General features: G+C 61.0%; 30 protein-coding genes. 9 read left to right on the top strand and 21 right to left on the bottom strand.

Annotated elements, in window-relative coordinates; genetic code table 11:
* Positions 1-5 precede the first annotated feature (5 nt).
* Positions 6-743 carry an SDR family oxidoreductase gene (locus AC1DUP_RS24980; protein WP_477835201.1) on the bottom strand — a complete coding sequence of 246 codons (738 nt, stop codon included), beginning with the start codon at positions 741-743 and terminating at the stop codon, positions 6-8.
* A gap of 183 nt (positions 744-926) precedes the next feature.
* On the opposite strand from AC1DUP_RS24980, the gene AC1DUP_RS24975 reads away from it, so the two are divergent.
* On the top strand, positions 927-1,550 hold the full coding sequence (locus AC1DUP_RS24975; protein ID WP_477835199.1) for a TetR/AcrR family transcriptional regulator: 624 nt from the start codon (positions 927-929) through the stop codon (positions 1,548-1,550).
* Positions 1,551-1,575: 25 nt separating this feature from the next.
* On the opposite strand, the gene AC1DUP_RS24970 is transcribed toward AC1DUP_RS24975, so the two are convergent.
* The 7 genes from AC1DUP_RS24970 to AC1DUP_RS24940 all read right to left on the bottom strand — a co-directional run bounded on the left by AC1DUP_RS24970 (position 1,576) and on the right by AC1DUP_RS24940 (position 6,282).
* A complete protein-coding gene (locus AC1DUP_RS24970; protein ID WP_477835197.1) occupies positions 1,576-2,292 on the bottom strand; it encodes a hypothetical protein in 717 nt (238 codons plus the stop codon).
* 87 nt (positions 2,293-2,379) lie between these two features.
* Positions 2,380-2,910 (bottom strand): AAA family ATPase, encoded by a 531-nt coding sequence (locus tag AC1DUP_RS24965; RefSeq protein ID WP_477835195.1) that lies wholly within the window; start codon positions 2,908-2,910, stop codon positions 2,380-2,382.
* A 50-nt stretch (positions 2,911-2,960) separates the two neighbouring features.
* Positions 2,961-4,211 (bottom strand): ATP-binding protein, encoded by a 1,251-nt coding sequence (locus tag AC1DUP_RS24960; protein WP_477835397.1) that lies wholly within the window; start codon positions 4,209-4,211, stop codon positions 2,961-2,963.
* Between the two features lie 65 nt (positions 4,212-4,276).
* Positions 4,277-4,954: a response regulator transcription factor gene (locus AC1DUP_RS24955; protein ID WP_477835193.1), complete on the bottom strand. Its 678-nt coding sequence runs from the start codon at positions 4,952-4,954 to the stop codon at positions 4,277-4,279.
* Positions 4,951-5,520: a cytochrome b/b6 domain-containing protein gene (locus AC1DUP_RS24950; protein ID WP_113335322.1), complete on the bottom strand. Its 570-nt coding sequence runs from the start codon at positions 5,518-5,520 to the stop codon at positions 4,951-4,953. Before AC1DUP_RS24950 ends, AC1DUP_RS24955 begins: the two co-directional genes overlap by 4 nt.
* 3 nt (positions 5,521-5,523) lie before the next feature.
* A complete protein-coding gene (locus AC1DUP_RS24945) occupies positions 5,524-5,790 on the bottom strand; it encodes a PepSY domain-containing protein (RefSeq protein WP_477835190.1) in 267 nt (88 codons plus the stop codon).
* A gap of 123 nt (positions 5,791-5,913) precedes the next feature.
* Positions 5,914-6,282 carry an NIPSNAP family protein gene (locus tag AC1DUP_RS24940; protein WP_113301494.1) on the bottom strand — a complete coding sequence of 123 codons (369 nt, stop codon included), beginning with the start codon at positions 6,280-6,282 and terminating at the stop codon, positions 5,914-5,916.
* 379 nt (positions 6,283-6,661) lie between these two features.
* Here AC1DUP_RS24940 and AC1DUP_RS24935 point away from each other — a divergent pair, with 379 nt between their 5' ends.
* Positions 6,662-7,372, top strand: a complete 711-nt coding sequence (locus AC1DUP_RS24935; RefSeq protein ID WP_477835188.1) for a DNA helicase — start codon at positions 6,662-6,664, stop codon at positions 7,370-7,372.
* 39 nt (positions 7,373-7,411) lie between these two features.
* Here the strand turns inward: AC1DUP_RS24935 and AC1DUP_RS24930 are convergent, their stop codons facing one another.
* Entirely contained in the window at positions 7,412-8,359 is a 948-nt protein-coding gene (locus tag AC1DUP_RS24930; protein WP_477835186.1) for a LysR family transcriptional regulator, read from the bottom strand.
* 191 nt (positions 8,360-8,550) lie between these two features.
* On the opposite strand from AC1DUP_RS24930, the gene AC1DUP_RS24925 reads away from it, so the two are divergent.
* From AC1DUP_RS24925 to AC1DUP_RS24910, 4 genes are all read left to right on the top strand, one after another.
* On the top strand, positions 8,551-9,234 hold the full coding sequence (locus AC1DUP_RS24925) for a glutathione S-transferase family protein (RefSeq protein ID WP_113507777.1): 684 nt from the start codon (positions 8,551-8,553) through the stop codon (positions 9,232-9,234).
* Positions 9,235-9,492: 258 nt separating this feature from the next.
* The gene (locus tag AC1DUP_RS24920; RefSeq protein ID WP_113507714.1) at positions 9,493-9,900 is read left to right on the top strand and encodes a (R)-mandelonitrile lyase; all 408 of its coding nucleotides are present in this window, start codon (positions 9,493-9,495) and stop codon (positions 9,898-9,900) included.
* Positions 9,900-10,883: an aldo/keto reductase gene (locus AC1DUP_RS24915; RefSeq protein WP_477835183.1), complete on the top strand. Its 984-nt coding sequence runs from the start codon at positions 9,900-9,902 to the stop codon at positions 10,881-10,883. Before AC1DUP_RS24920 ends, AC1DUP_RS24915 begins: the two co-directional genes overlap by 1 nt.
* 493 nt (positions 10,884-11,376) lie before the next feature.
* Positions 11,377-12,012, top strand: a complete 636-nt coding sequence (locus tag AC1DUP_RS24910; RefSeq protein WP_477835181.1) for a DUF1062 domain-containing protein — start codon at positions 11,377-11,379, stop codon at positions 12,010-12,012.
* A gap of 70 nt (positions 12,013-12,082) precedes the next feature.
* Here AC1DUP_RS24910 and AC1DUP_RS24905 read toward each other — a convergent pair whose 3' ends face one another.
* From AC1DUP_RS24905 to AC1DUP_RS24895, 3 genes are all read right to left on the bottom strand, one after another.
* Positions 12,083-12,604, bottom strand: a complete 522-nt coding sequence (locus AC1DUP_RS24905) for an NUDIX hydrolase (RefSeq protein WP_477835179.1) — start codon at positions 12,602-12,604, stop codon at positions 12,083-12,085.
* A gap of 172 nt (positions 12,605-12,776) precedes the next feature.
* Positions 12,777-13,781, bottom strand: coding sequence for an inorganic phosphate transporter (locus AC1DUP_RS24900; RefSeq protein ID WP_113301503.1), 1,005 nt, complete (start codon positions 13,779-13,781; stop codon positions 12,777-12,779).
* Positions 13,781-14,425, bottom strand: a complete 645-nt coding sequence (locus AC1DUP_RS24895) for a DUF47 domain-containing protein (protein WP_113301504.1) — start codon at positions 14,423-14,425, stop codon at positions 13,781-13,783. The genes AC1DUP_RS24900 and AC1DUP_RS24895 overlap by 1 nt, the downstream gene beginning before the upstream one ends.
* A gap of 113 nt (positions 14,426-14,538) precedes the next feature.
* Here AC1DUP_RS24895 and AC1DUP_RS24890 point away from each other — a divergent pair, with 113 nt between their 5' ends.
* Positions 14,539-15,111: an NUDIX hydrolase gene (locus AC1DUP_RS24890; protein ID WP_477835176.1), complete on the top strand. Its 573-nt coding sequence runs from the start codon at positions 14,539-14,541 to the stop codon at positions 15,109-15,111.
* Positions 15,112-15,260: 149 nt separating this feature from the next.
* Positions 15,261-15,734 carry a hypothetical protein gene (locus tag AC1DUP_RS24885; RefSeq protein ID WP_477835174.1) on the top strand — a complete coding sequence of 158 codons (474 nt, stop codon included), beginning with the start codon at positions 15,261-15,263 and terminating at the stop codon, positions 15,732-15,734.
* Positions 15,735-15,752: 18 nt separating this feature from the next.
* Here AC1DUP_RS24885 and AC1DUP_RS24880 read toward each other — a convergent pair whose 3' ends face one another.
* From AC1DUP_RS24880 to AC1DUP_RS24840, 9 genes are all read right to left on the bottom strand, one after another.
* Positions 15,753-16,595 carry an isocitrate lyase/PEP mutase family protein gene (locus AC1DUP_RS24880; RefSeq protein ID WP_477835172.1) on the bottom strand — a complete coding sequence of 281 codons (843 nt, stop codon included), beginning with the start codon at positions 16,593-16,595 and terminating at the stop codon, positions 15,753-15,755.
* Positions 16,596-16,706: 111 nt separating this feature from the next.
* Positions 16,707-17,468, bottom strand: a complete 762-nt coding sequence (locus AC1DUP_RS24875; RefSeq protein WP_113307655.1) for an ABC transporter permease — start codon at positions 17,466-17,468, stop codon at positions 16,707-16,709.
* The gene (locus AC1DUP_RS24870; protein WP_113301508.1) at positions 17,465-18,391 is read right to left on the bottom strand and encodes an ABC transporter ATP-binding protein; all 927 of its coding nucleotides are present in this window, start codon (positions 18,389-18,391) and stop codon (positions 17,465-17,467) included. Before AC1DUP_RS24870 ends, AC1DUP_RS24875 begins: the two co-directional genes overlap by 4 nt.
* A gap of 448 nt (positions 18,392-18,839) precedes the next feature.
* Positions 18,840-19,421, bottom strand: a complete 582-nt coding sequence (locus AC1DUP_RS24865) for a cation efflux transmembrane domain-containing protein (RefSeq protein ID WP_477835169.1) — start codon at positions 19,419-19,421, stop codon at positions 18,840-18,842.
* 145 nt (positions 19,422-19,566) lie between these two features.
* Positions 19,567-20,049 (bottom strand): N-acetyltransferase family protein, encoded by a 483-nt coding sequence (locus tag AC1DUP_RS24860; protein WP_477835167.1) that lies wholly within the window; start codon positions 20,047-20,049, stop codon positions 19,567-19,569.
* Between the two features lie 93 nt (positions 20,050-20,142).
* The gene (locus AC1DUP_RS24855) at positions 20,143-20,433 is read right to left on the bottom strand and encodes a hypothetical protein (RefSeq protein ID WP_113301511.1); all 291 of its coding nucleotides are present in this window, start codon (positions 20,431-20,433) and stop codon (positions 20,143-20,145) included.
* 7 nt (positions 20,434-20,440) lie between these two features.
* Positions 20,441-20,677 (bottom strand): hypothetical protein, encoded by a 237-nt coding sequence (locus AC1DUP_RS24850; protein WP_113301512.1) that lies wholly within the window; start codon positions 20,675-20,677, stop codon positions 20,441-20,443.
* Positions 20,678-21,076: 399 nt separating this feature from the next.
* Complete coding sequence (locus tag AC1DUP_RS24845) at positions 21,077-22,012, bottom strand: flagellin N-terminal helical domain-containing protein (protein ID WP_113301513.1); 936 nt, start codon at positions 22,010-22,012, stop codon at positions 21,077-21,079.
* Between the two features lie 172 nt (positions 22,013-22,184).
* Complete coding sequence (locus tag AC1DUP_RS24840) at positions 22,185-22,418, bottom strand: DUF982 domain-containing protein (protein ID WP_477835164.1); 234 nt, start codon at positions 22,416-22,418, stop codon at positions 22,185-22,187.
* Between the two features lie 262 nt (positions 22,419-22,680).
* Here AC1DUP_RS24840 and AC1DUP_RS24835 point away from each other — a divergent pair, with 262 nt between their 5' ends.
* Complete coding sequence (locus AC1DUP_RS24835; RefSeq protein WP_477835162.1) at positions 22,681-23,412, top strand: Crp/Fnr family transcriptional regulator; 732 nt, start codon at positions 22,681-22,683, stop codon at positions 23,410-23,412.
* Positions 23,413-23,465 lie beyond the last annotated feature (53 nt).

Below are 23,465 nucleotides of genomic sequence, written 5' to 3'. Positions count from 1 at the left end.
CTACATCAGTTCCGCCCGCCATTCGCCCGGATCACTTGCCCATTGACCCAGCCGCTCTCTGCGCTCGCCAGAAACGACACGATGCGCGCAATATCCTCCGGCTGCCCGAGCCGGCCGAGCGGGATCTCGTTGGTCAGGCGCTGGATCAGCTCAGGGGAGCGGCCGGCGAGCAGCAACTCGGTTGCGACCGGCCCGGGCGCCACGGCGTTGACGGTGATGCGGCGGGGGCCGAGCTCCTTTGCGAGGATATGCGTCATCGCTTCCACCGCTGCCTTGGTCGCCGTGTAGACGGCATTGCCCGGCGAATAATGGCCGATGATACTGGTGGAGAGATTGATGATGCGGCCGCCGTCACGCACGCGCCTTGCACCCTCGCGCATGCCGTTGAAGGTGCCGGTCAGGTTCACGGCGATCAGGTGCTGATAGTCTTCGTCGCGGACTTCGGAGAGCGGGCCGAAGGTGGTGACGCCGGCATTGTTGACGAGCACGTCGACGGTTCCGAATTGCGCTTCGGTACGCTCGAAGAGATCAGCGACCGCTCGTGGGTCGGAGACGTCGGCGCGGATGGCAAGCGCCTGGCCGCCGGCGGCCTCGATGGAAGCGACCACGTCCTCCGCCTGCGCAACACTTTCGGCATAATTGACGACGGTCTGGAAGCCATCGGCTGCGAGCTGTCTGGCAATGGCAGCGCCAATGCCCCTGGATGCGCCTGTGACGATGGCGGTCCTGATGTCATGGGTCATGTCATTCTCCGTTCTGTTCCGGCTCAGGCGATCGCAGGCACAACAAGGTGCATGCGCGTCACCGGTCCCGGCAGCGCGCTTGAAGACTTCAAATCCTGCTATGTTGCCCGATCGCTTGTGCGCTTGATCTGACGTCGGTAATGTGAGCGATAACTCGCGTTCCCGCCACTCGCATTTCAGATCATGACCGACAGCCCCTACAAGAGCCGCTCCGCGCCCAGAAAAGCACCAAGACAGGCCCGCTCACTCGCAACCGTCTCGGCGATTGTCGAGGCTGCGGCTCGCATTCTGGAGGAGCGCGGCCATGAGGGTTTCTCCACCAACGCTGTGGCGGAAAAGGCCGGCGTCAGCGTCGGCTCGCTCTACCAGTATTTCCCGCGTAAGGACGCGCTGATCGGCGCGCTGATCCTGCGGCAGACCATGTCACTGGTTGAAAATGCGGAGAGTGCTGCCGATCAACCGACCAGCGAAGAGGCCTTTTCGGCGCTGATCGACCCTTGCGTTCACCAGCAGCTCGAACGTCCTGCCCTTGCCCGCCTGCTCGATTATGAAGAGGCCCGCCTGCCGCTCGATGCGGAGACTGAACGGGTGAAGACGCGCTTCTTCGAGCTCACCCGCGATACCCTCCTGCGGCCGGACATGCCGCCGCAGCCCGATATCGATGTCGCAGCGCGCGATGTGGTAGCGATCATCAAGGGCATGATCGATGCCGCCGGCGAGCATGGAGAGAAGGACAGGACCGGGCTGGCGCTGCGCGTCAAGCGCGCCGCGATCGGCTATCTCAAGACCGCATCGGACGGTGGGTGATCCCAAAAGACATCATCGGCCCGGCTCAGAGCGGCTGCTTCCCCCTCCAGATCCGAAGCGGTCCAACATCCTCAAAGCCGAAAGACTTCATGCGACTGAGCATCGCTCCCCGATCATACCCAACCACAGGCTTTTCAGGTGCGAGCGCTGCGACACACTCGATGGCGGCTCGAAGCTCGTCTTCGCCGTCGCTCTCCGAAAAGACGTTCGACAGGCCGACGCAGTCGCCGGAGATATTTCCGATGCATCCAGCCTGGAAGCCGGCACCATTACGGCGACCAAAGAAGACTATATCCGGCCGGGAAAGCATGGAGGATGGAAACATCTTACGCTCGGTCGAAGAGCCGTTTCGTTTCCAGCCCTGTTCCCATTGAGCCAGATCGTCTTCGGTCTTGACCTGCTGCCAGTTGGGGTCCGTGCCGCCAAACATGCGAGGCGGAGCCCACAGCCAACGCGCCTCAAACAGAATTTCCATTCCGAGCGCGGTCATGTCGAAACTGCAGAAACTGTCCTTGAAATCGAATTTCCAGCTCCTGCTGCGGCGAAGCTGATCGATGGCAGCCCGCTGTTCGTCTATCCGCGTGGCCGACAATGTCGTCAGGCTTGAGTAATAGGGCGGCGGCGGGTCGATACTGATAAACGCGTAAGCTTCGCGCCTGTATCTCAGATCGTGTGCCTGAAACACGCATTCATAGATATCTGCATTGTTTCCGGCGGCCGAAATCGCTCTGCTATCCGCCATCGAACCTGCTTTCAATGTAGCAAACAAACTTCGCGCGCAGTGTTACTTCCGATATCCAAGGTGCATATGACATAGGGCCTGCCTGCATTACCCCGGCAGGAGGCTCAGCAGAAAATCGGCACGCGCGGCCACATCGGACTTCGGCAGCATGAAGACCTCATAGCCGATTTCAGGATAGGCCGCGGCCAGTCGATCATATTCGGCAACCGCCTCCTCGAAACCATGCCGCCGTTCGGGATCGTTGACGTAGATCTCCGGCCACGGTGGCGTCAGAAACACCGTCTGGTGATAACGATGCCGGTCCCGCAGCGTCTCCAGCACCGCTTCTCCGGTAGTGGCCTGCAGCGCGGCGGCGGCATCGATCATGCCGCGGTCGAAAAACGTCCAGCCCGTCTGTGCTTCTGCCAGCTTCTGGTCCTCGAGCGCCATCGCGATCGCCCGCCGGGCAAAAGCCACCGGATCGACCCAGGGCAAGGCAGCGCCCTGCCCGGCCAGTTCCTCTTTCACGATCCGGCGGCCGGGCTCTTCGACGGTGGCGTAACCGCGCCGGGAAAGCTCTTCGAGCAATGTTGATTTCCCGCCACCCGAACAGCCGGAAATAACGACGGATTTGATCACGGAACCCTCCCATGACAGATGATGTAAAAGAAGCGTGGCGCAGACTCGGGCTATGTGCCGACTTCCAGATCGAAGACATGCCCCTGCCTGCCGGCAGAGCGGCGAAGCGAACCGCGGTGGATCGCTGCAATGCGCTCTATGATATCAAGGCCGATCCCGAGCCCGTCCGTACGGGCTGTGACGTCGCACCCTTGCCGGATGCCGACCGGGTGCCGGTCTTCGACGCGGATCAGGTTGCTGCTGACCCGCACGACGATATTGGTACGCGCGGGCGTGTGGCGAACGGCATTGTCGATCAGGTTGCGGAGGGCATCCTTCAGCAGCGCCGGCACACCCTGCACGAAGGCGGCATCCACCTGCGCGGAGAATTCCAGCGAGTGACCGTTTTCATAGACCCAGGGCGCCAGCTGTTCCACCACGCTGGATGAAAGCGCGACGAGGTCGACCTCCTCGAACATGCCGTGATCGAACGTATCGAGCCTGGCGAGCGTGGTGATCTGGCTGACGAAGCGGACGAGGTCGTCGAGATCCGCCTCCGCCTTCCGTGCGCGCGGATGGTCGATATGACCGAGCTCCAGCTTGATTGCGGCAAGCGGCGTGCGGACCTCGTGGGCGATGCCCGATGTCAGGATCTTCTGGGATTTCATCAGCTCGCCGACCCGCGCGAAGGCCCGGTTGACGGCCTCGGCAAGATGGGCGATTTCCCGTGGCATTTCCTGGAATTGCAGGTGTGAGCGGGAATCCATCGGATCGATCCGCTCCGCCGCCTCGGCCGCAATCCGCACCGGCTTCAGCGCCTGGCGCACGGAAAGCAGGGTGGCGCCGAGCACGAGCACCAGGAGAATGCTCATCGGCACGATCATGTGTTCGATCACCTCATTCCAGAAGACGTCCGACAGCACGTCCTGCGGATCGCCCATCGTCGCGACATCGACAACGAAGCGCCGCTCGCCGACTGTAAAGGCCCGCCCGCCCACCAATGTCAGCGGCTTGCCGGGCTCGAGTGACCGCAGCCAGAAATCCGGCGGGTTCACATCAGGCGGCAGAAAGCGGCTTTCGCAGGCGGCATCGCAGGACTGGAAAACAAACCCGCCACCGGCCTCGCGGATACGCGCCACATAGCCGGTTTGCGCCTGCCGGTAGCGCCCTTCGACGCTGCCGGGAAGCCGGTAGCGGATTGTGCCGTCTTCCACCTCGATACCGGAGGCGAGCCGCTCGGTCTCCTGCTCCACGAAGAGGCGCGAAAGCTCCCCGACATTCCAGTAATAGTCGGAAAAGATCACGGCGAGCTGCACCACCATGGCCAGCACCGCAAAGAAGGCGATGCGCCGCGCCAGGATCGCGCCCAGTGTCGGCGATTTCAGTCTCACGCGCGCGCCTCCCGCATCATGTAGCCGACACCCCTGACGGTCTCGATCAGCGCCTTGGTCGGATGTCCCTCGAGTTTCCTACGCAGCCTCGAAACGGCAAGCTCGACGGCATTGCTGCTGCGCTCGTCGCCGAACTCCGAGAAGGCGTGCTCGATCTTCGGCTTGGGCACGACCCGGCCGCCATTGCGCATCAGAAGTTCCAGCAGGCCCTTTTCGGAGGGCGCGAGCGCGATCTCGGCGCCGGCACAGATCACCCGCCGCGAGGCGACATCATATTGAAGTGCGGCGAATTCCAGGACCGGCATGATGGTTGCCGGCGCGCGCCGCGTCAGCGCGCGGATGCGGGCGATCAGTTCGCCATTGTGAAATGGCTTTACGAGATAGTCGTCGGCGCCCGCGTCGAGCCCGGCGATGCGTTCGTCGATCGCGCCCCGCGCGGTCAGCACCAGAACCGGCATCTGAACCCTTGCTGCCCGCAGCGACCGCAGAAACGCGATGCCGTCTTCATCCGGCAGGCCGAGATCGAGAAGCAGCAGGTCATAGTCCGCTTCCTGCAATGCAAGCCGCCCTTCCTGCGCGAGCGCAAAGGCATCGATCTTCCAGCCGGCATCACGGATAGCCTCGCAAAGCAGTTCGCGAAGCCGGGAACTATCCTCGACCAGCAGTATCCTCATGCCTTCTTTCGACCCGTGACCATCGACCAGACGAGATTTTCCCTGTGCCTCCAGCTTTCGACGATCGCCGCACCCGCATGAACGAAGGCAAGCACCATGATGCCGTTTGCGATGGTGCCATGCAGTTTCTCCAGCCACTTCTCGCCCCAGAAGGCATCGAGCGTTGTCATCCAGCCGGTCAGTGCAGTTGCCGCCAGCAATGCCATCAGGAGCAGCATCATGACCGATGCCAGCGGATTATGACCAAGGTAACGTCTCTCACTGCCATCGATCATATCGAGTATCTGCTCCATCACCCTGCGCGGCGTCGGCAGGAAATCGGAAAAGCGAGCGTGTTTTGTACCGACGAAACCCCAGAGAATACGAATGACGATTGCCGCAGCGACGACATAACCCGTGATGCGGTGCCAGTATTTGCCCTCTTCGAGAATGAAGAGGTTGAGCATGCAGGCCGTCACGATGGTCCAGTGAAACAGCCTGATGACGGGATCCCATACCCTGACCGTCTGCTCGTTGGTATCGGAGGGCTCTTGGCCCTCCTCCTTCTTCGACGAGATGGCCGTCATCGCTCAATCGCCCTTCTGGACGATCTCACCGGAGACCGGATTGAAATAGACTTCGGCGCGTTCGCCGTTCTTGTCCTTGCCGTAGATTTCGTAGCAATTGCCGGTGATCTCGAAGGTCCTGACCTTGTAGCCCATGGCTTCGATCTTCGCCTTCATGGTCGCCTCGGGCATCCATTTGGATTTCGGCTCGCTGGTGCAGCTTGGACTTGCAAGCGCCAAGGCCGGCGTGAATGACAGGATTGCGAGAGCGGCGATCAGTTTCAGCTTCATGATTTTACCCTTTTGCTGCTGCCCCTTGCGGGCGACGGCCAAACGGGTAGCGCGGCGAAGCTGTCTGTTTGCTGTCGGGGAGTGCAGACGATCTCTTCCCCGCCGACAGGAACCCTCCACGCCCTATTCGCTGCGCGGCAGCGGTCGCAGAAACAGGCGCTCGTAACTTTTGAACGGCGGATCGGCCCCGAAGCGTGCATTGGCCGCGATACTGTCCGGGTCGGCGGCAACGCTGGCGCGGTAGCCGAGATAGGTCTGCTCATCCGGGAAAGTGAAGAGAGCGATTGCAATATTGCCTGCCCCGTCTGCCCCGGCACCGGGAAAACTCAAGCCTGCGCCATCAGGCTTTTCGCGCGGCATGAAATATCCATGATGCGTTCCGCCATAGCGCTCGATCAACTGGACCCAAACCCCGGCATAGGCTTCGAATTCCCTGCGTTTTTTCGGATCGAGGCGGTAGCGCACCTCGCAGGTGACGGGCATTGTCGACATCAAGGAAAGTCCTCCAATGTCAGCATATAGCTCATCTGGGGATGCCGGCCATGCATCGTCAGCCAGATCTGAGGAAATTGCAGGAAACGCGGCTGCGCATGGAGGCAAAATACCTTCCCGCTTCGCCTTTCCGGCATAGCGACGAACGGCTCTGCCGCCTCTCCCGCATTTCCCAGGCGATCAGATGTGATCCGGAAGATCCCATCATTTCCCGCTTGTCGCGAATCGTAACGCCCGCTATCTCTTGGACAAGGCTCGACCCAAGCCTCCTCCCTCCAGCCGGGAAGCATCGTCCATGCGGGGTTCATCCACCATCGAACCATCTGTTCGAGCACCGCATAAGGAGGGGTTGCGTTTCCGGCTCGCAATGGAGGTTTGAATGAAACTGTCTGCACCCATTTATCAGCTGAAGCGCCGTGCGAAACTGTTGTCGCGCACCGATACGATTCCGCTCCATCAGGCGCTGGACCGTATCGCGCAGGAAGAAGGTTTTACCGCCTGGAGCCTGCTTGCATCCCAGCATGAGACGCAGTTACTGACCGGCCCGATTCTGTCGCAGCTTGCGGAAGGCGATCTGCTTTTGATCGGCGCCCGTCCGGGGCACGGCAAAACCCTGCTCGGCCTGCAGCTTCTGCTCGATGCCGTCAGGGAAAGCCGCAAGGCCACCTTCTTCACGCTCGAATATACCGAACAGCAGACCATGAAGCGTATTCATGCCCTGCCGGAAGGCGAAGCGCTGGGCGAGAAGATCGAGATCGTCACCTCGGACGAGATCAGCGCCGATTATGTCATGCGGCATCTCGCGGGCGCTCCGCGGGGAACGGTTGGGGTCATCGACTATCTGCAGATCCTCGATCAGCAACGCAGCAAGCCGGGCCTTTCGGAACAGGTGTCTGCACTCCAGACCTTCGCTCGCCAAACCGGTATCGTGCTGGCCTTCATCTCGCAGATCGACCGATCCTTCGAGGCTGATGGCAAGGGCTTGCCGGATCTGGCCGATGTCCGGCTGCCCAACCGGCTTGACCTTACGCTGTTCGACAAAGCCTGCTTTCTCCACAATCGCGAAGTCCAGCTTCAGCATGTGGCTTAAATCGTAAAGCGGGGGCCGGTGTCCGCTAGGTGCCGGCCCTCAGCCTTGCGATATCAGCTGCGGCTGCATCGAGAATGCATCTGAGGTCATTCCCTGCCGCATGCGCTTCGTCGCGAAGTCCACGAAGGCCCTGAGCTTGGGCAGCGACTGGCTGCGGCTTGGATAATAGAGGCAGAGCCCCGGCACATCGCGGGCATGATCTTCAAGCACCGGAATGAGGCTTCCCTGCTCGATATAGTGCCTGATGACTGAGCCGACCGTGTAGAGGAAGCCAACGCCGCGAAGCGCAGCCCGGATCGAGGCCTCGTAATCATTGAGGATCAGCGGGCCATCGACGGCAACCTTCAGGCTCTCGCCGCCTTCGACGAATTCCCAGGTCCGCGACACCTGCCCGCCTCGCCGGGTCAAGAGAGCGGGCAGCCCCTGCAGCTCTCGCGGATGGCCGGGCCGTGGATGTTTGCGAAGCAGGCTCGGCGCGCCGACGACAACGAACTTGTCGGGCGGCGTCAGCCAGGTTGAAACCATGTCGAGTTCGATCGTATGCCCGAGCCGGATACCGGCATCGAACCCTTGTTCGACGATATTGGTGAACTCGTCGTCGCCGACCAGTTCCAGACTGATGCCGGGATAGGCGTCGTGGAAATCAGGCAGCAGGCTGTTGATCAGCAGCGAAACCGCCGGGCGCGGCGCATTGATGCGCAGGTTACCACCAGGCTGTTCGCCGAGATCGCGGGCGGCATTCACGCCGGCCTGAAACATCGCTGCTGCCGGCTTGGCATGGGCAAGCAGCTTCTGGCCCGCTTCCGTCAAACTCACACTGCGGGTCGTCCTCGCAAACAGCGCAGCCCCTACCCGCCTCTCGAGCGTCTGGATGCCCTGGCTGATTGCTGACGGGGTCAGGCCGAGCTGGCGCGCGGCAGCGCGAAACCCGTTCTGCTCGGCCACCGCCAGAAATATCGCAAGGCCATCCAATTCGGTTCGATCCATTGTGTAGTTCCACTTTACAGCGTGATCAGATAGGGGATCATTATCAAACAATAGGTCGCATGCCATATCTTGGCAAGAAGCGCGGCCAACAGCTTTCCGCCCTTCCAACCTTGATGAGCAATCCCTCGGGCCCGGCGTCCTCTCGATCGAAGAGGCGCGCCTTCACGCCTGCCCAAAAGAGAGAGAATTCCATGAAAATCTATGACAGACCGGGCTTCCCCAACCCCATGCGCATCCGCATCGTGCTGGCGCAAAAGGGCCTGGATTCCGAAATCGAATTTGTCCCTGTCGACCTGATCGCCGCCGAACACAAGCAGCCGGCCTTCCTGGCGAAGAACCCGTCCGGCGTGCTGCCGGTCCTGGAACTGGATGATGGTACGCTGATTTCCGAAAGCACGGCGATTACCGAATATCTCGACAATCTCGATGGCAAGCCGGAACTCACCGGCCGCACCCCACGGGAAAAGGCGCTGATCCATATGATGCAGCGCCGCGCCGAAGCCTTTGTCCTCGATCCTGTCGGCATCTTCTTCCATCACGCCACACCTGGTCTTGGACCAGCACTTCAGGCCTTCAAGAGCCCGCAATGGCCGGGCCGCACGGAAATGGGCGAGCGCGAGGGCGAGAAGGCGAAGGAAGGGCTGCGCTATTTCAACGAGATCCTCACCAGGCAACCCTTCCTGACAGGCGAGATCTATTCGATGGCCGACATCACCCTGCTCGCCGGCCTCGCCTTCGCCGAAGTCGCCGGTATCGTTCCGTCTGGCCTCGACGCGCTGACGCAGTGGCAGGCACGCATGGCCGATCTGCCCGCCGTCAAGAACCGCAGCGGACAGAACTTCCTGCCTGAAGACCTGAAGCGCCTGGGTTTCTGAGCGCTGGTGCGGACTGAGCCGCGATAGCGTAGCGCATCCACCACGACAGCGAAGGCCGGCGTCCGTTGGCGCCGGCTGGACCCCGCGTAAAACCTCCCTCGCGCGCGGCGGTCAGGAAAGTGGCGATGTCGTCAAGACTGGCCCGGCCCATTCATAAGCTCCCCTAATAGGTTCATGCGCAACTTAGCGTCTAATCGCAGAACTGCGTAGCCGCTAAAAGGTCGACAGCAATTATGGTAGCAGACAAGGAGCTTAGACATGCAGATCAAGCGAAGCGGCTTTGCCCCTTCCGTTAGGGGACCGGAGGCCTATTTCACCGGAACCGTGCGTCTCGACTCCCGTTTCGACAGCGAAGACCCGGATCGCGTCGGCGGCGCCACGGTGACTTTCGAGCCCGGCGCGCGCACCGCATGGCACACTCACCCGCTCGGCCAGACGCTGATCGTCATTTCCGGCCTCGGCTGGGCGCAACGCGAGGGCGGCCCGGTGGAAGAGATCCGGCCGGGCGACATCATCTGGTTCGCGCCCGGCGAAAAGCACTGGCACGGCGCCACGCCAACCACGGCCATGAGCCATATCGCCATCGCCGAAAAGCTCGACCGCAGCGCTGCCGACTGGATGGAAAAGGTCAGCGACGAACAATATCACCTGACGGAGATACGATAATGCAGAAGCGCAAACTCGGAACAAACGGCCCTGAAGTATCGGCACTCGGCCTCGGCTGCATGGGCCTCAGCTACGGTTACGGCCCGGCAACGGACAGGCAGACGGCCATCACCCTCATCCGCACCGCCTTCGACCGCGGTGTGACTTTCTTCGATACGGCCGAAGCCTATGCCCAGGGCGCCAATGAAGACCTGCTCGGCGAAGCGCTGGAACCCTTCCGCAACGAGGTGGTAATCGCCACCAAGTTCGGCTTTCGCGACGGCGATGTCAGCAAGGGACAGGACAGCCGGCCGGAGCGCATCCGCGCAGTGGCCGATGCTGCCCTGAAACGGCTGCGCACCGACTGCATCGATCTCTTCTACCAGCACCGCGTCGATACCGAAGTGCCGATGGAAGATGTCGCCGGTGCCGTTAAGGATCTGATCGCCGCCGGCAAGGTCAAGCATTTCGGCATGTCCGAGGCCGGCGCCGGTTCGATCCGCCGCGCCCATGCGGTCCAGCCGGTCGCCGCCCTGCAGAGCGAATATTCCCTCTGGTGGCGCGAGCCCGAGAAGGAAATCCTGCCGCTGCTCGAAGAACTCGGCATCGGCTTCGTGCCCTTCAGCCCGCTCGGCAAGGGCTTCCTGACCGGCGCGATCACCGAGACCACCAGCTTCGACAAGACGGATTTCCGCAATGTCGTGCCGCGCTTTTCGGAGGAAAACCGCAAGGCAAACCAGGGTCTCGTATCAGTGCTATCAGGCATCGCCGCCGCCAAGCAGGCGACGTCGGCCCAGATCGCGCTCGCCTGGCTGCTGGCACAAAAGCCATGGATCGCGCCGATCCCCGGAACCACCAAGCTGCACCGGCTGGAAGAGAATATCGGCGGTGCGGCGATCGAGCTGACGGCGCAGGATCTGCAGGAGATCGAGGCGGCGCTGGCCGATGTCACCGTGCAGGGAGATCGCTACCCGGCGCACCTGCAGGCCCGCGTCGGCCGGTAAGTTGCCGGCCCTGAAAGGAGTTGTCATGACCGACAATATCAAGGAAACACCGTCGTCATAACGCGTGTCGATATCAATGAGATCCTGTTCCGGCCGAGGGCGCAGGAGCTCTAATCCTTTCCTGACGTCAGCGGAAAGTTGCAAAAATGCCGCAATAGCGCAGCTTTCCGGCTGTGCCGCGGCTCACATCTCCCCCTCGTTGACATCATTTGCTATCCCTGCGCCCCGAAGAGCATGGGCGCATCGAGGTAAATTTTGCCTAAGTAAGAACCGGTCTCAATCCAGTTTCACCCGTACTGCCGGATAGCCGCGGGCTATCGGCGTATGAATACGTTCATCGGGTGGTGGCAAGAGACCGGTTTGGCATTGTTCCGATCGCCAGCGCAGCTCCGCTGTCTCTGCTCTTCAGCCACCCAAAAGCATCGCCACTCCGCGCCTTCAAGGTTTTCTCTCGCGCCATCTTGGTGAACTTCCGAATGGAAGACCAAGACTTATGTGCTGTTCACTCAGGGTCCGATGGACCATTACGCCGAAAACTGCCCCCCAGCCCTGGATCGCATGTGGCGGATGTGGCGGATTGAGAGCCTTTCAATCCAGCGGCAAGATCCGGCTCAATGCCAATGGCCGCAAGCTGGATGCCTGGCTCATCTACAAATGCCTGGCCTGCGACAAGACCTGGAACCGGCCGCTCTTCGAGCGCCAGAACGTCCGCGACATCGATCCTCAGACCCTCGAAGCGCTGCAGTCCAACGATATCAAATGGATCCGGACGGAGAGCTTCAACCTCGATGCACTGAGGCGCAAGTCGCAGCGTATCGACGAATTCCCGGAATTCGAAATCGCCAGAGAGGTGCTGCGGGAAACAGCCGATTGGACGCGGCTGGAGATCGAATTGTTGGTGCCGTTGCCATCGGGTATGCGGTTCGAGCGGCTGCTGGCGTCCGAGCTGAAGGTGTCGCGCACGCGGCTCCAGACGTTCCACGGGAAAGGTCTGCTCCGGACAAATCCGGATCGTGCCGACGTTCTGCGGCGGCGTATCAGGACCGGCATCGAAGTGATGATTGATCTCGCGGCCGTCGCGGATCGCGAACTTTCCTGGGGAGCTCTGGCGACCGGCAGTCCCCGCTAGCCTATGGGACGAAGGCCCGTATGCCGGGCCTTCGTCACCTCCTGGTATCCTCCGCCGCAACTGACGGCTGTCAGTGCGATGGCGGCGACCTGGCCAGCGACACCGCCGCGCCAGCCACCGGCCGCCGTCTGGCGATCCGGTGCGGCTTCAGCCGGTCCTGCGATGTCAGGGGATTGTCCGCATCGATGGACTGGAAAAGCGCCTGCAGTTCAGGCTCCTCGACAAGCAGGGCTGCCTCTGCCGGCGAAATCCAGATCTTCTGCCTCTGGGCGCGCTCCTGAAATTGATCGACCTCGTTTTTGAGCCTGAGCAAGTGGATAGAGACCGTCAGCGGCGTCTCACTGTCTTTCAGGTAGGTGTAGTAGCCAAGCGGCCTCTTCCTGACCTTGCCTACGATGCCAGCTTCTTCAAGCGCCTCGCGCTGAGCACAACGATAGGGCTTTTCCTTCCTTTCCAGATAGCCCTTCGGGATCACCCACCTTCCGGTATCGCGGCTGGTGATGAGCAGCACGCTCAGCCTTCCGCCGCGCTCGACCCGACAGCAGATGGCGCCGCACTGGTTGATCCCGCGGCTGCCTGCTCTAGCGGGCATTTTCGCACTCGATTCAGATGGATGCTCAGACAGACCCATTATCCGCTCGCTATCGCCTTCTCCTTGCTTGGGAAATAGAGCGCAACAGGTGATCGAAAATAGCAGCCCCTGAAATTGGGGTATCGAATGCGTGAAGCAGGCACCCCGGCGGATCGGGACGATGCCCCTGCTCTCAGCCGAACAGGCTCGCGATACCGTAGGAAGCGGCGGCGATGATTGCGGCTGCCGGCATGGTGATGATCCAGGCGATGACGATATTGCCTGCCACGCCCCAGCGCACGGCGGACAACCGCCGCGCCGCGCCGACACCGACGATCGCCCCGGTGATCGTATGTGTCGTGGAGACGGGAATGCCGAGCCAGGTCGCGGCAAAGAGCGTCAGCGCCCCGCCGGTTTCGGCGCAGAAACCCTGCATCGGATTGAGCCGGGTGATCTTCGAGCCCATCGTATGAACGATCCGCCAGCCGCCGAACAGCGTGCCGAGCGCCATCGCCGACTGGCAGGAGATGACCACCCAGAGCGGCACATGGAAACTGCCGCCAAGATGCCCCTGGCTGAACAGCAGAATGGCGATGATGCCCATGGTCTTCTGCGCATCGTTGCCGCCATGGCCGAGCGAATAGAGCGAGGCCGAGATGAACTGCATGAAACGGAAGGTGCGGTCGACGGCAAAGGGCGTCTGGCGCACGAACATCCAGGAAACCACGAGGACGAAGAACAGCGCCAGGAAAAAGCCGATCGCCGGCGAGAGGAAAATCGCGCCCACCGTCTTCAACAACCCGCTCCAGACGATCGAGCTGACGCCGACCTTCGCGAGCCCCGCTCCGACAAGCCCGCCGACCAGCGCATGCGACGACGATGAGGGTATGCCGAACAGCCAGGTGACGATGTTCCAGACGATCGCCCCCATCAGCGCCGCAAAGATCACCTGCGGCGAGACGATGGCCGGGTCGATGATGCCGGTGCCGAGCGTTTCGGCAACATGCAGGCCGAAGAACAGAAAGGCGATGAAATTGAAGAAGGCGGCCCATGCGACGGCATATTGCGGCCTCAGCACCCGGGTGGAGACGATCGTCGCTATCGAGTTTGCCGCATCATGCAGCCCGTTCAGAAAATCGAAGAACAGCGCCACACCGATCAGGCCGACCAGCAGCGGAAGGGAGAGAGAGGCTTCCATCAGACGTTCTCGATGACGACGCCGCTGATTTCGTTGGCCACGTCCTCGAACCGGTCGACGATCTTTTCCAGGTTGGAATAGATCTCGCTGCCGATCATGTAGGCCATGGCATTGCCGCTGGGCCCATGCCGGCGATAGAGGTCCTTCAGCCCTTCGTCATGCAGCTCGTCGGAGCGTCCCTCGACCCGGGTGATCTCCTCGGCAATCGCCGACAGCCGCGAGGCATTGGCGCCGATCTTGTCGAGCAGCCCGATCGCCTGCTGCATCAGGATCGCTGCCTTGATGATCTCGCCGCCCATTTCCCGCATCAGCGGATCGAAGCTCGACTGCTCGAAGAGCCGGATGATCTTCACCGTCTTGTGCATCATGTCGATAGCATCATCCATGGACTGGATCAGATCCTTGATGTCGCCGCGGTCGAAAGGCGTGATGAAGCTGCGGCGGATCGCCAGCAGCACCTCGCGGGTGATCTGGTCGGCTTCGTCCTCCAGCGCGACGATACGGTCGCAATTTTCCTGAACCGCCTCGCCTTTCAGGAGCTTCTCCATCGCCTCGGCTGCTGCCACCACGGTTTTCGCATGCCTGGAGAACATATCGAAGAAGCGGTCCTCCCGCGGCATCATCTTGCGAAACACGCTCATCATCTCGGGCGATCCTTCCCTGTGCGAACGACTGTCCATAGGAGACTGTCATAAATCTGTCATAAAGCGTCGCAGGCAATTGATCGAAAAAGTAAAATTTGACAATGCTAGATGTCATGAAATCCAATAAAAAAGGCGCAAAATCCCGCGCCGGCACATCCCAGCCACTGCTGAAGCAACTTGCAGCGAGGCCCGAGAAGCTCTTCTCCGGCGCCTTTCGCCAGCAATATGGCGCGCTCTGCTTCCGTCGCGGGAATGCCGGCCACGATAACAAGAACCCCGCAAACAAGAGTCCCGAGATCGAGATCCTCGTCGTCACCACGCGTGACAGCGGCCGATGGATCATTCCCAAGGGCTGGCCGATGAAAAAGAAGAAACCGCATGAAGCGGCCGCCATCGAGGCGTGGGAGGAAGCCGGCGTGCGCGGAGCGGTCAGCAAGCATCCCATTGGCCGCTACACCTATCTGAAGGAACTGGACGACGGTGACGTCGCTCCCTGCATCGTCGATATCTTCCAGATCGAGGTGGAGGCAGCACAAAGCGAATTCAGGGAGGTCGGCCAGCGCGTGCTGGACTGGGTCAGCCCCGATGAAGCGGCACGGCGCGTGCGCGAACTCGAACTGAAATCCCTGCTCGTCGATTTTCGCCCCCGGCACGGCAAGCAGAAACAGCGCAAGAAGAATGGTTGATTGGCAGGCATCCGGGTTCTGTTATCTTGCACTTACAACCATCACCTGTTTGACGCCGGGCCGCCATCGTAAAGCGGCGGATAAGCCGCAATTCGAGTCCAGCTTCGCGCAACTGGCAGGAATTGGCCTGCCCGAATGGGGAAACACCGATGCCCGGAGCATCATCGAGCGCGCGCATGCAAACAGGCTTCCATGCGATTTTCGTCCTGTTGGTCCTCTGCCTGCGGCCAGCAGTCGGGATGCCGCGATGTCCTCCGCAGAATGAGCTGCTGGCAAAGGCGAAGGTGGTGGTCGAGGCCAGGGTGAAATCGCTTTTCATCGGCGAATCCGGTTTGGTCGTGACGAACGAATTCCCGACCCGGATGATCCGGGCGGATCTGGAGATCAGGAGGGTCATTAAAGGCGAATTCGCCGGAAAGGAGGTGACGATGTATGGCGCAATGTTTCCCCCAGGACCGTACCGGGAGTTGAGCCTGATGGCATTAGTGGCCGGGTATGACGGTCACGACACCTTCGAGTGGGAGCTCTCATCTTACGAGCTCGGCGATACCGGCATGTCGCTCTTCGTAATGAGCGACTGCATATACTACAAATTTCCCGACCTCATCACCAATCCGCAATGAGAGGCCATCGATGCTGCCCTACTGCCGGTCGCCCTGCTTCTCCTGCGACATGAGCTGGCTGAGCGTGGCTGCCGGGATCGCATCGGCGGCGTAGGTGAAGGTGCCCGACGATTTCACCTCCTCGGCCGCCCGCAGCAGTGCACCAAGTGCCGCGCGCGCAAAGGATCCGCCCACGCTCACACGGCGCACGCCGGCAGCCGAGAGTTCGGCAACGCTGTAGCGCGGCCCTTTCAGGCCCATCACCACGTTGACCGGTTTGTCGACGGCGGCGCAGACGGTTCGAATGGCGTCGATATCAGGCAGCCCGGGCGCATAGAGCACATCGGCGCCGGCTGCAGAAAAAGCCTGCAGTCGCCGGATCGTGTCATCGAGGTCGGGCCGGTTCCAGAGAAAATTTTCTGCCCTCGCCGTCAGCAGGAAAGGCAGTGTCCGCGACGCTTCCGCGGCGGCCTGCACGCGTTCGGCGGCCTGCGACAGATCATAGATTGGCCTTGCCGGATCGCCGGTGGCGTCTTCGATCGATCCGCCGATAAGACCGACTTCGGATGCCAGCCGGATCGTCTCGGCACAGATTTCGGGCGCCGCACCAAACCCGTCTTCGAGATCGGCCGAGACGGGAAGATCGGTCGCACCAACGATCTCGGCGGCATTGTCGAGGATCTCGCCCCGCGTCAGGCTCGCAAAGGAATCCCGCTTGCCTTTCGAAAAGGCATAACCGGCGCTGGTCGTCGCCAGGGCCTCGAAACCGAGGCTCGTCAAAATCCGTGCCGAGCCGGCATCCCACGGGTTCGGAATGACGAATGCCTCATCCCGGTAGTGCAATGCCTTCAGCCGCTCGAACTTCGCCTGTTGCTCCGCCACGACTCTCCTCCTCCGCAAATGACAGCGAGGCCAGACTAGCAGTCGCGAACAAAATGTGAACGATTTTGTGCCGCCTGACCGGATTTTGTTCGGTGGCTGTCGCCCGTCCGCTCAGTTGCGCAGCCTGTATCCCGTCTTGAAGATCCAGCCGAGCGTGCTCAGGCAAATCACCAGAAACAGCGAGATCATCCCGAGACTGACCAACGGGTTCACATCCGCGATCCCGAAGAAGCTCCAGCGGAAGCCGCTGACGAGATAAAGCACCGGATTGAGATGGCTGACGGCCTGCCAGAAGGGCGGCAGCATGGTGATCGAGTAGAAGCTGCCGCCGAGGAAGGTGAGCGGCGGAACGACCAGCATGGGGATGAGGTTCAACTGCTCGAAATTCGTCGCCCAGATGCCGATCATGAAGCCGAACAGGCTGAAGCTGATCGCCGTCAAAAGAAAGAACAGCACCATCATGAACGGATGTTCGATCCGGACATCGACGAAGATATTGGCCGTCACCAGGATGATGACGCCGATGAGCAGCCCCTTGGTGGCCGCCGCCCCGACATAACCGATCAGGATCTCCGTCATCGCGACCGGGGCCGACAGGATTTCGTAGATCGTGCCGGTGAATTTCGGAAAATAGATGCCGAAGGAGCCATTGCCGATGCACTGGCCGAGCAGGGTCAGCATGATGAGGCCGGGCGTGATGAAGGCACCGTAGGAGACGCCCTCCACCTGCTGGATGCGCGAGCCTATGGCAGCACCGAAGACGATGAAATAGAGCGAGGTGGAAATGACGGGCGAAATGACGCTCTGCAGCAGCGTGCGCCGGGTCCGCGCCATCTCGAAATAATAGATCGACTTGATCGCTTCGAAGTTCATCTTGCGCCTCCTACCAGCGATACGAAGATGTCTTCGAGCGAGCTCTGGCGCGTCGAGAGATCCCGGAAATGGATGTTGTTTTGCCCGAGCCGCGTCAAAAGCGACGCGACGCTTTCATGCTCGTTGTGGGTGTCGAATTCATAGACCAGCCGGTTGCCCTCGGCCTCGATCGACAGGCCGTTGCCGGCAAAGCAGTCCGGCAGTTTTTCAAGCGGTTCGTTGAGTTCGAGGATGAGTTGCTTGCGGCCGAGCTTGGCCATCAGCGCCTGCTTGTCTTCGACGAGCAGCAGCTCGCCGCCGTTGATGACGCCGACACGATCGGCGATTTCTTCCGCCTCTTCGATGTAGTGCGTCGTCAGGATGATGGTGACGCCCTCGCCCCGCAGCCGCTCGACGACATGCCACATGTCCTTGCGCAGCGTCACGTCCACGCCGGCTGTCGGCTCGTCGAGGAAGAGGATGGACGGTTCGTGCGACAGCGCCTTGGCGATCAGCACGCGCCGCTTCATGCCGCCCGAGAGCTGGCGCAGCGTATTGTCCTTCTTGTCCCAGAGAGACAGGTCGCGCAACACCTTCTCGATATGGGCGGGGTTGGCCTTCTTGCCGTGCAAACCGCGCGAAAAGCTGACCGTATTCCACACCGTCTCGAACTGGTCGGTGGTCAGCTCCTGCGGCACCAGGCCGATCAGCGTGCGTGTGGCGCGGAAATCCTTGACCACGTCATGGCCGTCGACGACGACCGTGCCGCCGCTCGGATTGGCGATGCCGCAGATGATCGAGATCAGCGTCGTCTTGCCCGCCCCGTTCGGCCCGAGCAGCGCCAGGATTTCGCCACGCTCGATCTCGAGGTTGACGCCCTTCAGCGCCTGGAAGCCATTTGCATAGGTCTTGGTGAGATTTTGGACGGAAATGATTGGTGCCATGGGGCTCTTTGCGGATATCAGGTCAATTCGCCCGCTATATAGCCCCTTTGTGAAACTTTGACATCCCGAGGGGCCTGAACACTGAATTCACACCATCGGCCTATCCGCCAATAATGTCGGGCATCGGTTGCTCATCCACAGGCCAAATCAGCCGATGAAAAGAAAGTCGTCTCCCGGCTCCCGATGTCATCAATCGGTGATGTTCGTCCCGCATAAAAACACGCGAGGACAGCACCGGCTCCCGCCCGCCGCCACCCTTTTGCGGAGCCGCCCTCTCGGCGATCTCGTTACGCCTTTTCTGCTGTCCTCGGCATTGTAGTGAAATTTATTATCAGTCACGAAATGCCAGGAACCGGCCAGTATCCTCTGTTCAGCCGCGTTCGTCTAAGCCGGCCCTAGGCCGGCTTTCTTTTTTCTGCGTGTCGGCCGCTTCGTTCGAAAACGCAGCTTAAGGCACGGCCTCACGCTCTTCCCGCGCCGCCTCCCAGACTTCCTTCGCCGCATCGAGGTTCATCAAGGCAATGGCAAGTCCGACGAGGAGATCGGGCCAGATCGAATGCCAGAGATAGGCCGTCATCAGACCAGCGGCGATGATGGCGACATTGGCGGCCGCATCGTTGCGGGCCGACAGAAATGCCGCCCGCGTCAGCGAGCCGGCGGCATGGCGGTGGGCGGCAAGGATATAGGCGCAGAAGAGATTGACGGCGAGCGCACCAAGTCCCGCAAGCGACAGCGGCAAAGGCAGCGGCGGCACCGGATGAGCAATCTTGCCCCATGCCATCAACAGGAAGGCAAGCGCCGGCACCAGCAGGATGCCCGCCATGCCCATGCCGACCCGCGCCCGATTCTTTGCCGACCATGCCATGGCGAAGAAGATCAGCAGATTGACCGAAGCATCTTCGAGGAAATCCACGCTGTCGGCGAGCAGCGAGACGGAACCGATCGCCAGCGCCACGGCAAATTCCACGCCGAAATAGCCGAGATTCAGGAGCGCAACCGTCATGACGGTGCGTCTCAATGTCTGCTCCATATGCTGTTCCCCTACCCGAATCCGGCCAGACGTCGTGAATACCCCTGCCCAATCCCTCCCCACAAGCGGAACGACTGACGTCGGGCGCCCCTTCACTCGCCTGAAACAGCAGTCAGGCGCGGCAACGGGGTCTATAATCCGCAGCTTAGAGATCCCTGAACATCACGAGCGCATCGACATAGCCGAGATCAGGATGATTGAACGCGCCCGGAAGCCGCCCGACGACCTGGAAATCGAGTGACTGCCAGAGCCGAACTGCCCGCTCGTTGGAACTGACGACGAAATTGAACTGCATGGCCCGGAAGCCGCGCTGGCGCGCATGGGCAAGCGAGTGCTGATGCATGATGCGCGCGACACCCTGGCCCGCCGCTTCGCGCGCGGTCATATAGCCGCAATTGCAGACGTGATTGCCGCCGCCGGCTTGATTGGCCCTGATATAGTAGGTGCCGATGATGCTGCTGCCGTCATCGGCGACGAAGGTTTCCTTGTCGGGGCCGAGCCAGTAGTCGAGCGCATCGGCCTCGCTCATGTCGCGGTCGAGCGTATAGGTTTCGCCCGCCCGGACGACAGGTTCCAGGATCGCCCAGATGGCGCTGCGGTCTTCGGCTTTGGCAGGTCGGATCAGCATGGCCTGATGTTTGCACGACCAGATGGCGCTCCGCAACTGCGGCATGGCGCCCGGAAGCAGGCAGCGGAACAGGAAGACGTGGAGGGATCTGCTTCAGTCGTTGACGCTCTCGAGGATATCGTCGAGCAGCCGCTCGGCATAGCGCATCGTCTCGAATTGCTCTTCCGGCGACAGCTTGTGTGCAACGCATTCCGCCCGGATGGCTGTTCTCAGCTTGGCCAGCAGGGCCGCCTGTTCATAGGGCGTGAAAGCGCTGTCGCGAACGGTGATCTTCGCGATCGTTTCCAGAATGGCGATCCTCCCCTCCACCTGCCTTGTCGAACCGACATAGAACGGCCGCTGCGACCGGAGGTTTCGGCGCGGGAATGTTACGACATTGCTCATGGTGCCCTCACAGGGCCGGCGTCTTGAAATCGGAACCTGACAGCATGGTGTGCAGCTTGTGCTCGCTGTCGGCGCCCTGCCGGTAAAGGTCGATTGTTATGCGGGCGAGTTCACGCGCCTCTGTGCAGTCGCGTGACCAGCCGCGCTCGGCGCAAAGCTTGTCGAAGGCCTTTTGCACGATCGCAAGCTCCACAGCACCGATCCAGCGGTCCACAGGTGCATCCGTTATAATCTTCGGTTGCATGATCTCCTCCCGATCGCTCCATAAAGATGCTGCCAAACGCATGAAGGAGAAGAGAGTTCCACACAAAATGCAGGACGCAAAAAGAATCCCGGCAGGCGCTGGAAAAGGCCGGTTTCAGGGTCTGCCGTGCGGCGTTGGCTTGCATAAATGGAAAAACCAACGCGATGAAAACCGCCTTACCGGGTGCGCGCGGCTACTGTTCGGAAAATTACAAACGCAACCTACAATCGTCATGGCAGTCTATGTCAACGCGAAAGGTCAGCCCGCTCTCTGCTCGACGAGGCGCTGCCACAACAAGCTCCATGTCATTCTTCCGCGCTCGTGCCTGCACGAGGAGGGAATGAGGGCCTGCTAAACCTCTATGTTCTTCACGCTGCGCCTCGTTAAACTGCACCCCGTTTAACCGCGGAAGAGTGACAGGATGTTCTGCGGCGCGCTGTTGGCGATGGAGAGCGATTGCACGGCCAGCTGCTGCTGCGTCTGCAGCGCCGACAGCCGCGATGACTCCGCCTCCATATTGGCATCGACCAGCCGGCCGACGCCGCTGTCGACGGAATCGCCGAGCTTGGAGACGAAATCCTCCTGCATGGCGATGCGCTTCTGCAGCGAGCCGAGCTCGGAAGCCGTGGCAACCATCTGGCCCAACGCCTGCTCCACATCCTGCAGCGCGTTGCCGATGCCGCCTGACGTGGTGAGCGTCGTGATGTCGAGCGCGTAGACCGACTGGCCGGATAACTTTCCAGCACTCGTGCCGAGTATGCCCTCATTGAGATTTTCGAGGCTGCCGCCGGTCGCCCAGGCACCGAACATGGTATTCGAATCAGTGAGATTGCTGCTCCTGGCAACGTAATCCGTCAGCGTCACCTTCACATTGCCATTGCCGTCGCGCACGAAGGAGGACACGACCGATCGGGTCGTCAGGTCGATGGCGATCATCCAGTTCTCGCCGGAGAAGGAGGCCGACCGGGCGATGCTCAGCAACTGATCCTGCAGCTGGTCGATCTCTTCCTGCACCTTGCTTCTGTCGACGCCCTTCTCCGAAGCGGCGACGAGCTTTGCCTTGATCTCGCTTACCACGTCCACGGCGCTCGACATCGCGGTATAGGCCGTGTCCACCTTGGCCGCACCAAGGCCCAGCGCATCCGAAACTGCCGAGAGCGCCTTGTTGTCCGAACGCATGGTCGTGGCGATCGACCAGTAGGCGGCGTTGTCGGCGGCCTTGTCGATCCTGTATCCCGAGGAGACGCGATGCTGCGTATCCTGAAGGCTGCCGTTCACGTTGCGAAGTGTCTGAAGTGCGGCAATGGCGGAATTGTTCGTGATGATCGACGACATCAAAAGCTCTGTTATTCAACGAGAAAGCGATCATTGGACAGGAGAATCGATGCGTCATGCACCCGGAAGATGAAGGAACTTATCGGCGGAACAAGGTTAACAATTCCTTGCTAAATTACCTCTTGATCTGATGGCCGACCACACCACCTGCCCTCATCAGGCGATGGCAATGTCAGGCTTCGTCCTCACTCGACCAGTTGACGCCGGCGGCATCCGCCGCTTCGATGAAGGCTTCCCGCGCCTCGTCGGGCAGAAGCTGGCCTTCCGAGACGGCCGCAAAGGAGGCAAGAGCATGCTCGAAGGCCAGACCGTGGGTGACTGGCCATCTCTCCGCAAGGAGCGCTGCCGCATGGCCCGTACCACGCACGGTAATGGGGTTCACCTGGCCCGGAAGCCGGATATGCAACGGTGTGGTCCAATCTGACATAATGAATAGCGGGCTGCCCTGGATCGACTGTTTCCGCGCAGCGAACGCGGCGACCAGAACAAAGTTCCGGCCCGAGCGCTCCAACTGCCTCAAACAGGATCACCATTTGGTGACAAGTCTGGAGCCTCCGGAGCGCGTAAGCTGAACGGCGGTAGCCATTCCCACCAGAATCACCGCCGAATTCAGCTGCGACCGGGAACTTCAACGACAGTCCGGAGTCTTGAGACTGAAGAGGAAGATCATGGACAAGGCGCTTTATACGGCGGGTAATAACATCTTGCTCGGAAGGATGGACGAGGAGGCGAGACGGCACCTCACCCCTTACCTTGAGCCGCTCGCCCTGCCGCGGGGCTTTGCGCTTTCTGCCTTGGGTCAGCAGGTGGAACATTGCTATTTCATCGAGGACGGCATCGCCTCGATCATCGCGAGATCGGCGGGCGAACGATCGAGCGAGGTCGGCATTGTCGGGCGCGAAGGCATCGTGCCGCTGACGCCGATCCTCGACAGCGCGCACGCGACCTTCGACATTTTCATGCAGGTGGAAGGGCATGGTTCGCGCATCGTCGTGGAGCCGTTGCGGGAATCACTGGAGGCCGTGCCGTCGCTGCGCAGGCTCCTGAACCGCTATGTCCAGACCTTCATCGTCCAGGCGGCTTCCACCTCGCTTGCCAATGCCAATCATTCCATCGAGGCGCGGTTGGCGCGATGGATCCTGATGTGCCACGACCGCCTCGACGGCGACCGCATCGGCCTGACACACGAGTTCCTGGCCCTCATGCTCTCGATCAGACGTGCCAGCATCACCACCGCGCTGCATGAGCTGGAAGGCAGGCAACTCATCTGGTCGGAACGAAGCATGATCGCTGTCCGCAACCGGACGCGCCTCGAAGAATTTGCCGGTGATTCCTATGGTCGCGCTGAGCAGGAATATCGCCGGCTGATTGGCGAACTGAAACAGCGGGATACCGTTTAGCGATTATTGGCTGGCGATAATGCGGCTTACGGCATCGGACCTAATCGACGCGC

The organism is Rhizobium sp. 01L419, assembly GCF_056400025.1.
The sequence above is the reverse complement of the archived record's forward strand: the minus strand, read 5'-3'. Positions and strand labels throughout refer to the sequence as shown.

Bases quoted from the DNA above. Each gene is read 5' to 3' on its own strand.
- AC1DUP_RS24980 (WP_477835201.1), bottom strand. From the start codon at position 743: ATGACCCATGACATCAGGACCGCCATCGTCACAGGCGCATCCAGGGGC.
- AC1DUP_RS24975 (WP_477835199.1), top strand. From the start codon at position 927: ATGACCGACAGCCCCTACAAGAGCCGCTCCGCGCCCAGAAAAGCACCA.
- AC1DUP_RS24970 (WP_477835197.1), bottom strand. From the start codon at position 2,292: ATGGCGGATAGCAGAGCGATTTCGGCCGCCGGAAACAATGCAGATATC.
- AC1DUP_RS24960 (WP_477835397.1), bottom strand. From the start codon at position 4,211: ATGGTGGTGCAGCTCGCCGTGATCTTTTCCGACTATTACTGGAATGTC.
- AC1DUP_RS24955 (WP_477835193.1), bottom strand. From the start codon at position 4,954: ATGAGGATACTGCTGGTCGAGGATAGTTCCCGGCTTCGCGAACTGCTT.
- AC1DUP_RS24950 (WP_113335322.1), bottom strand. From the start codon at position 5,520: ATGACGGCCATCTCGTCGAAGAAGGAGGAGGGCCAAGAGCCCTCCGAT.
- AC1DUP_RS24945 (WP_477835190.1), bottom strand. From the start codon at position 5,790: ATGAAGCTGAAACTGATCGCCGCTCTCGCAATCCTGTCATTCACGCCG.
- AC1DUP_RS24940 (WP_113301494.1), bottom strand. From the start codon at position 6,282: ATGTCGACAATGCCCGTCACCTGCGAGGTGCGCTACCGCCTCGATCCG.
- AC1DUP_RS24935 (WP_477835188.1), top strand. From the start codon at position 6,662: ATGAAACTGTCTGCACCCATTTATCAGCTGAAGCGCCGTGCGAAACTG.
- AC1DUP_RS24930 (WP_477835186.1), bottom strand. From the start codon at position 8,359: ATGGATCGAACCGAATTGGATGGCCTTGCGATATTTCTGGCGGTGGCC.
- AC1DUP_RS24925 (WP_113507777.1), top strand. From the start codon at position 8,551: ATGAAAATCTATGACAGACCGGGCTTCCCCAACCCCATGCGCATCCGC.
- AC1DUP_RS24920 (WP_113507714.1), top strand. From the start codon at position 9,493: ATGCAGATCAAGCGAAGCGGCTTTGCCCCTTCCGTTAGGGGACCGGAG.
- AC1DUP_RS24915 (WP_477835183.1), top strand. From the start codon at position 9,900: ATGCAGAAGCGCAAACTCGGAACAAACGGCCCTGAAGTATCGGCACTC.
- AC1DUP_RS24910 (WP_477835181.1), top strand. From the start codon at position 11,377: ATGTGCTGTTCACTCAGGGTCCGATGGACCATTACGCCGAAAACTGCC.
- AC1DUP_RS24905 (WP_477835179.1), bottom strand. From the start codon at position 12,604: ATGCCCGCTAGAGCAGGCAGCCGCGGGATCAACCAGTGCGGCGCCATC.
- AC1DUP_RS24900 (WP_113301503.1), bottom strand. From the start codon at position 13,781: ATGGAAGCCTCTCTCTCCCTTCCGCTGCTGGTCGGCCTGATCGGTGTG.
- AC1DUP_RS24895 (WP_113301504.1), bottom strand. From the start codon at position 14,425: ATGATGAGCGTGTTTCGCAAGATGATGCCGCGGGAGGACCGCTTCTTC.
- AC1DUP_RS24890 (WP_477835176.1), top strand. From the start codon at position 14,539: ATGAAATCCAATAAAAAAGGCGCAAAATCCCGCGCCGGCACATCCCAG.
- AC1DUP_RS24885 (WP_477835174.1), top strand. From the start codon at position 15,261: ATGCCCGGAGCATCATCGAGCGCGCGCATGCAAACAGGCTTCCATGCG.
- AC1DUP_RS24875 (WP_113307655.1), bottom strand. From the start codon at position 17,468: ATGAACTTCGAAGCGATCAAGTCGATCTATTATTTCGAGATGGCGCGG.
- AC1DUP_RS24870 (WP_113301508.1), bottom strand. From the start codon at position 18,391: ATGGCACCAATCATTTCCGTCCAAAATCTCACCAAGACCTATGCAAAT.
- AC1DUP_RS24865 (WP_477835169.1), bottom strand. From the start codon at position 19,421: ATGGAGCAGACATTGAGACGCACCGTCATGACGGTTGCGCTCCTGAAT.
- AC1DUP_RS24860 (WP_477835167.1), bottom strand. From the start codon at position 20,049: ATGCTGATCCGACCTGCCAAAGCCGAAGACCGCAGCGCCATCTGGGCG.
- AC1DUP_RS24855 (WP_113301511.1), bottom strand. From the start codon at position 20,433: ATGAGCAATGTCGTAACATTCCCGCGCCGAAACCTCCGGTCGCAGCGG.
- AC1DUP_RS24850 (WP_113301512.1), bottom strand. From the start codon at position 20,677: ATGCAACCGAAGATTATAACGGATGCACCTGTGGACCGCTGGATCGGT.
- AC1DUP_RS24845 (WP_113301513.1), bottom strand. From the start codon at position 22,012: ATGTCGTCGATCATCACGAACAATTCCGCCATTGCCGCACTTCAGACA.
- AC1DUP_RS24835 (WP_477835162.1), top strand. From the start codon at position 22,681: ATGGACAAGGCGCTTTATACGGCGGGTAATAACATCTTGCTCGGAAGG.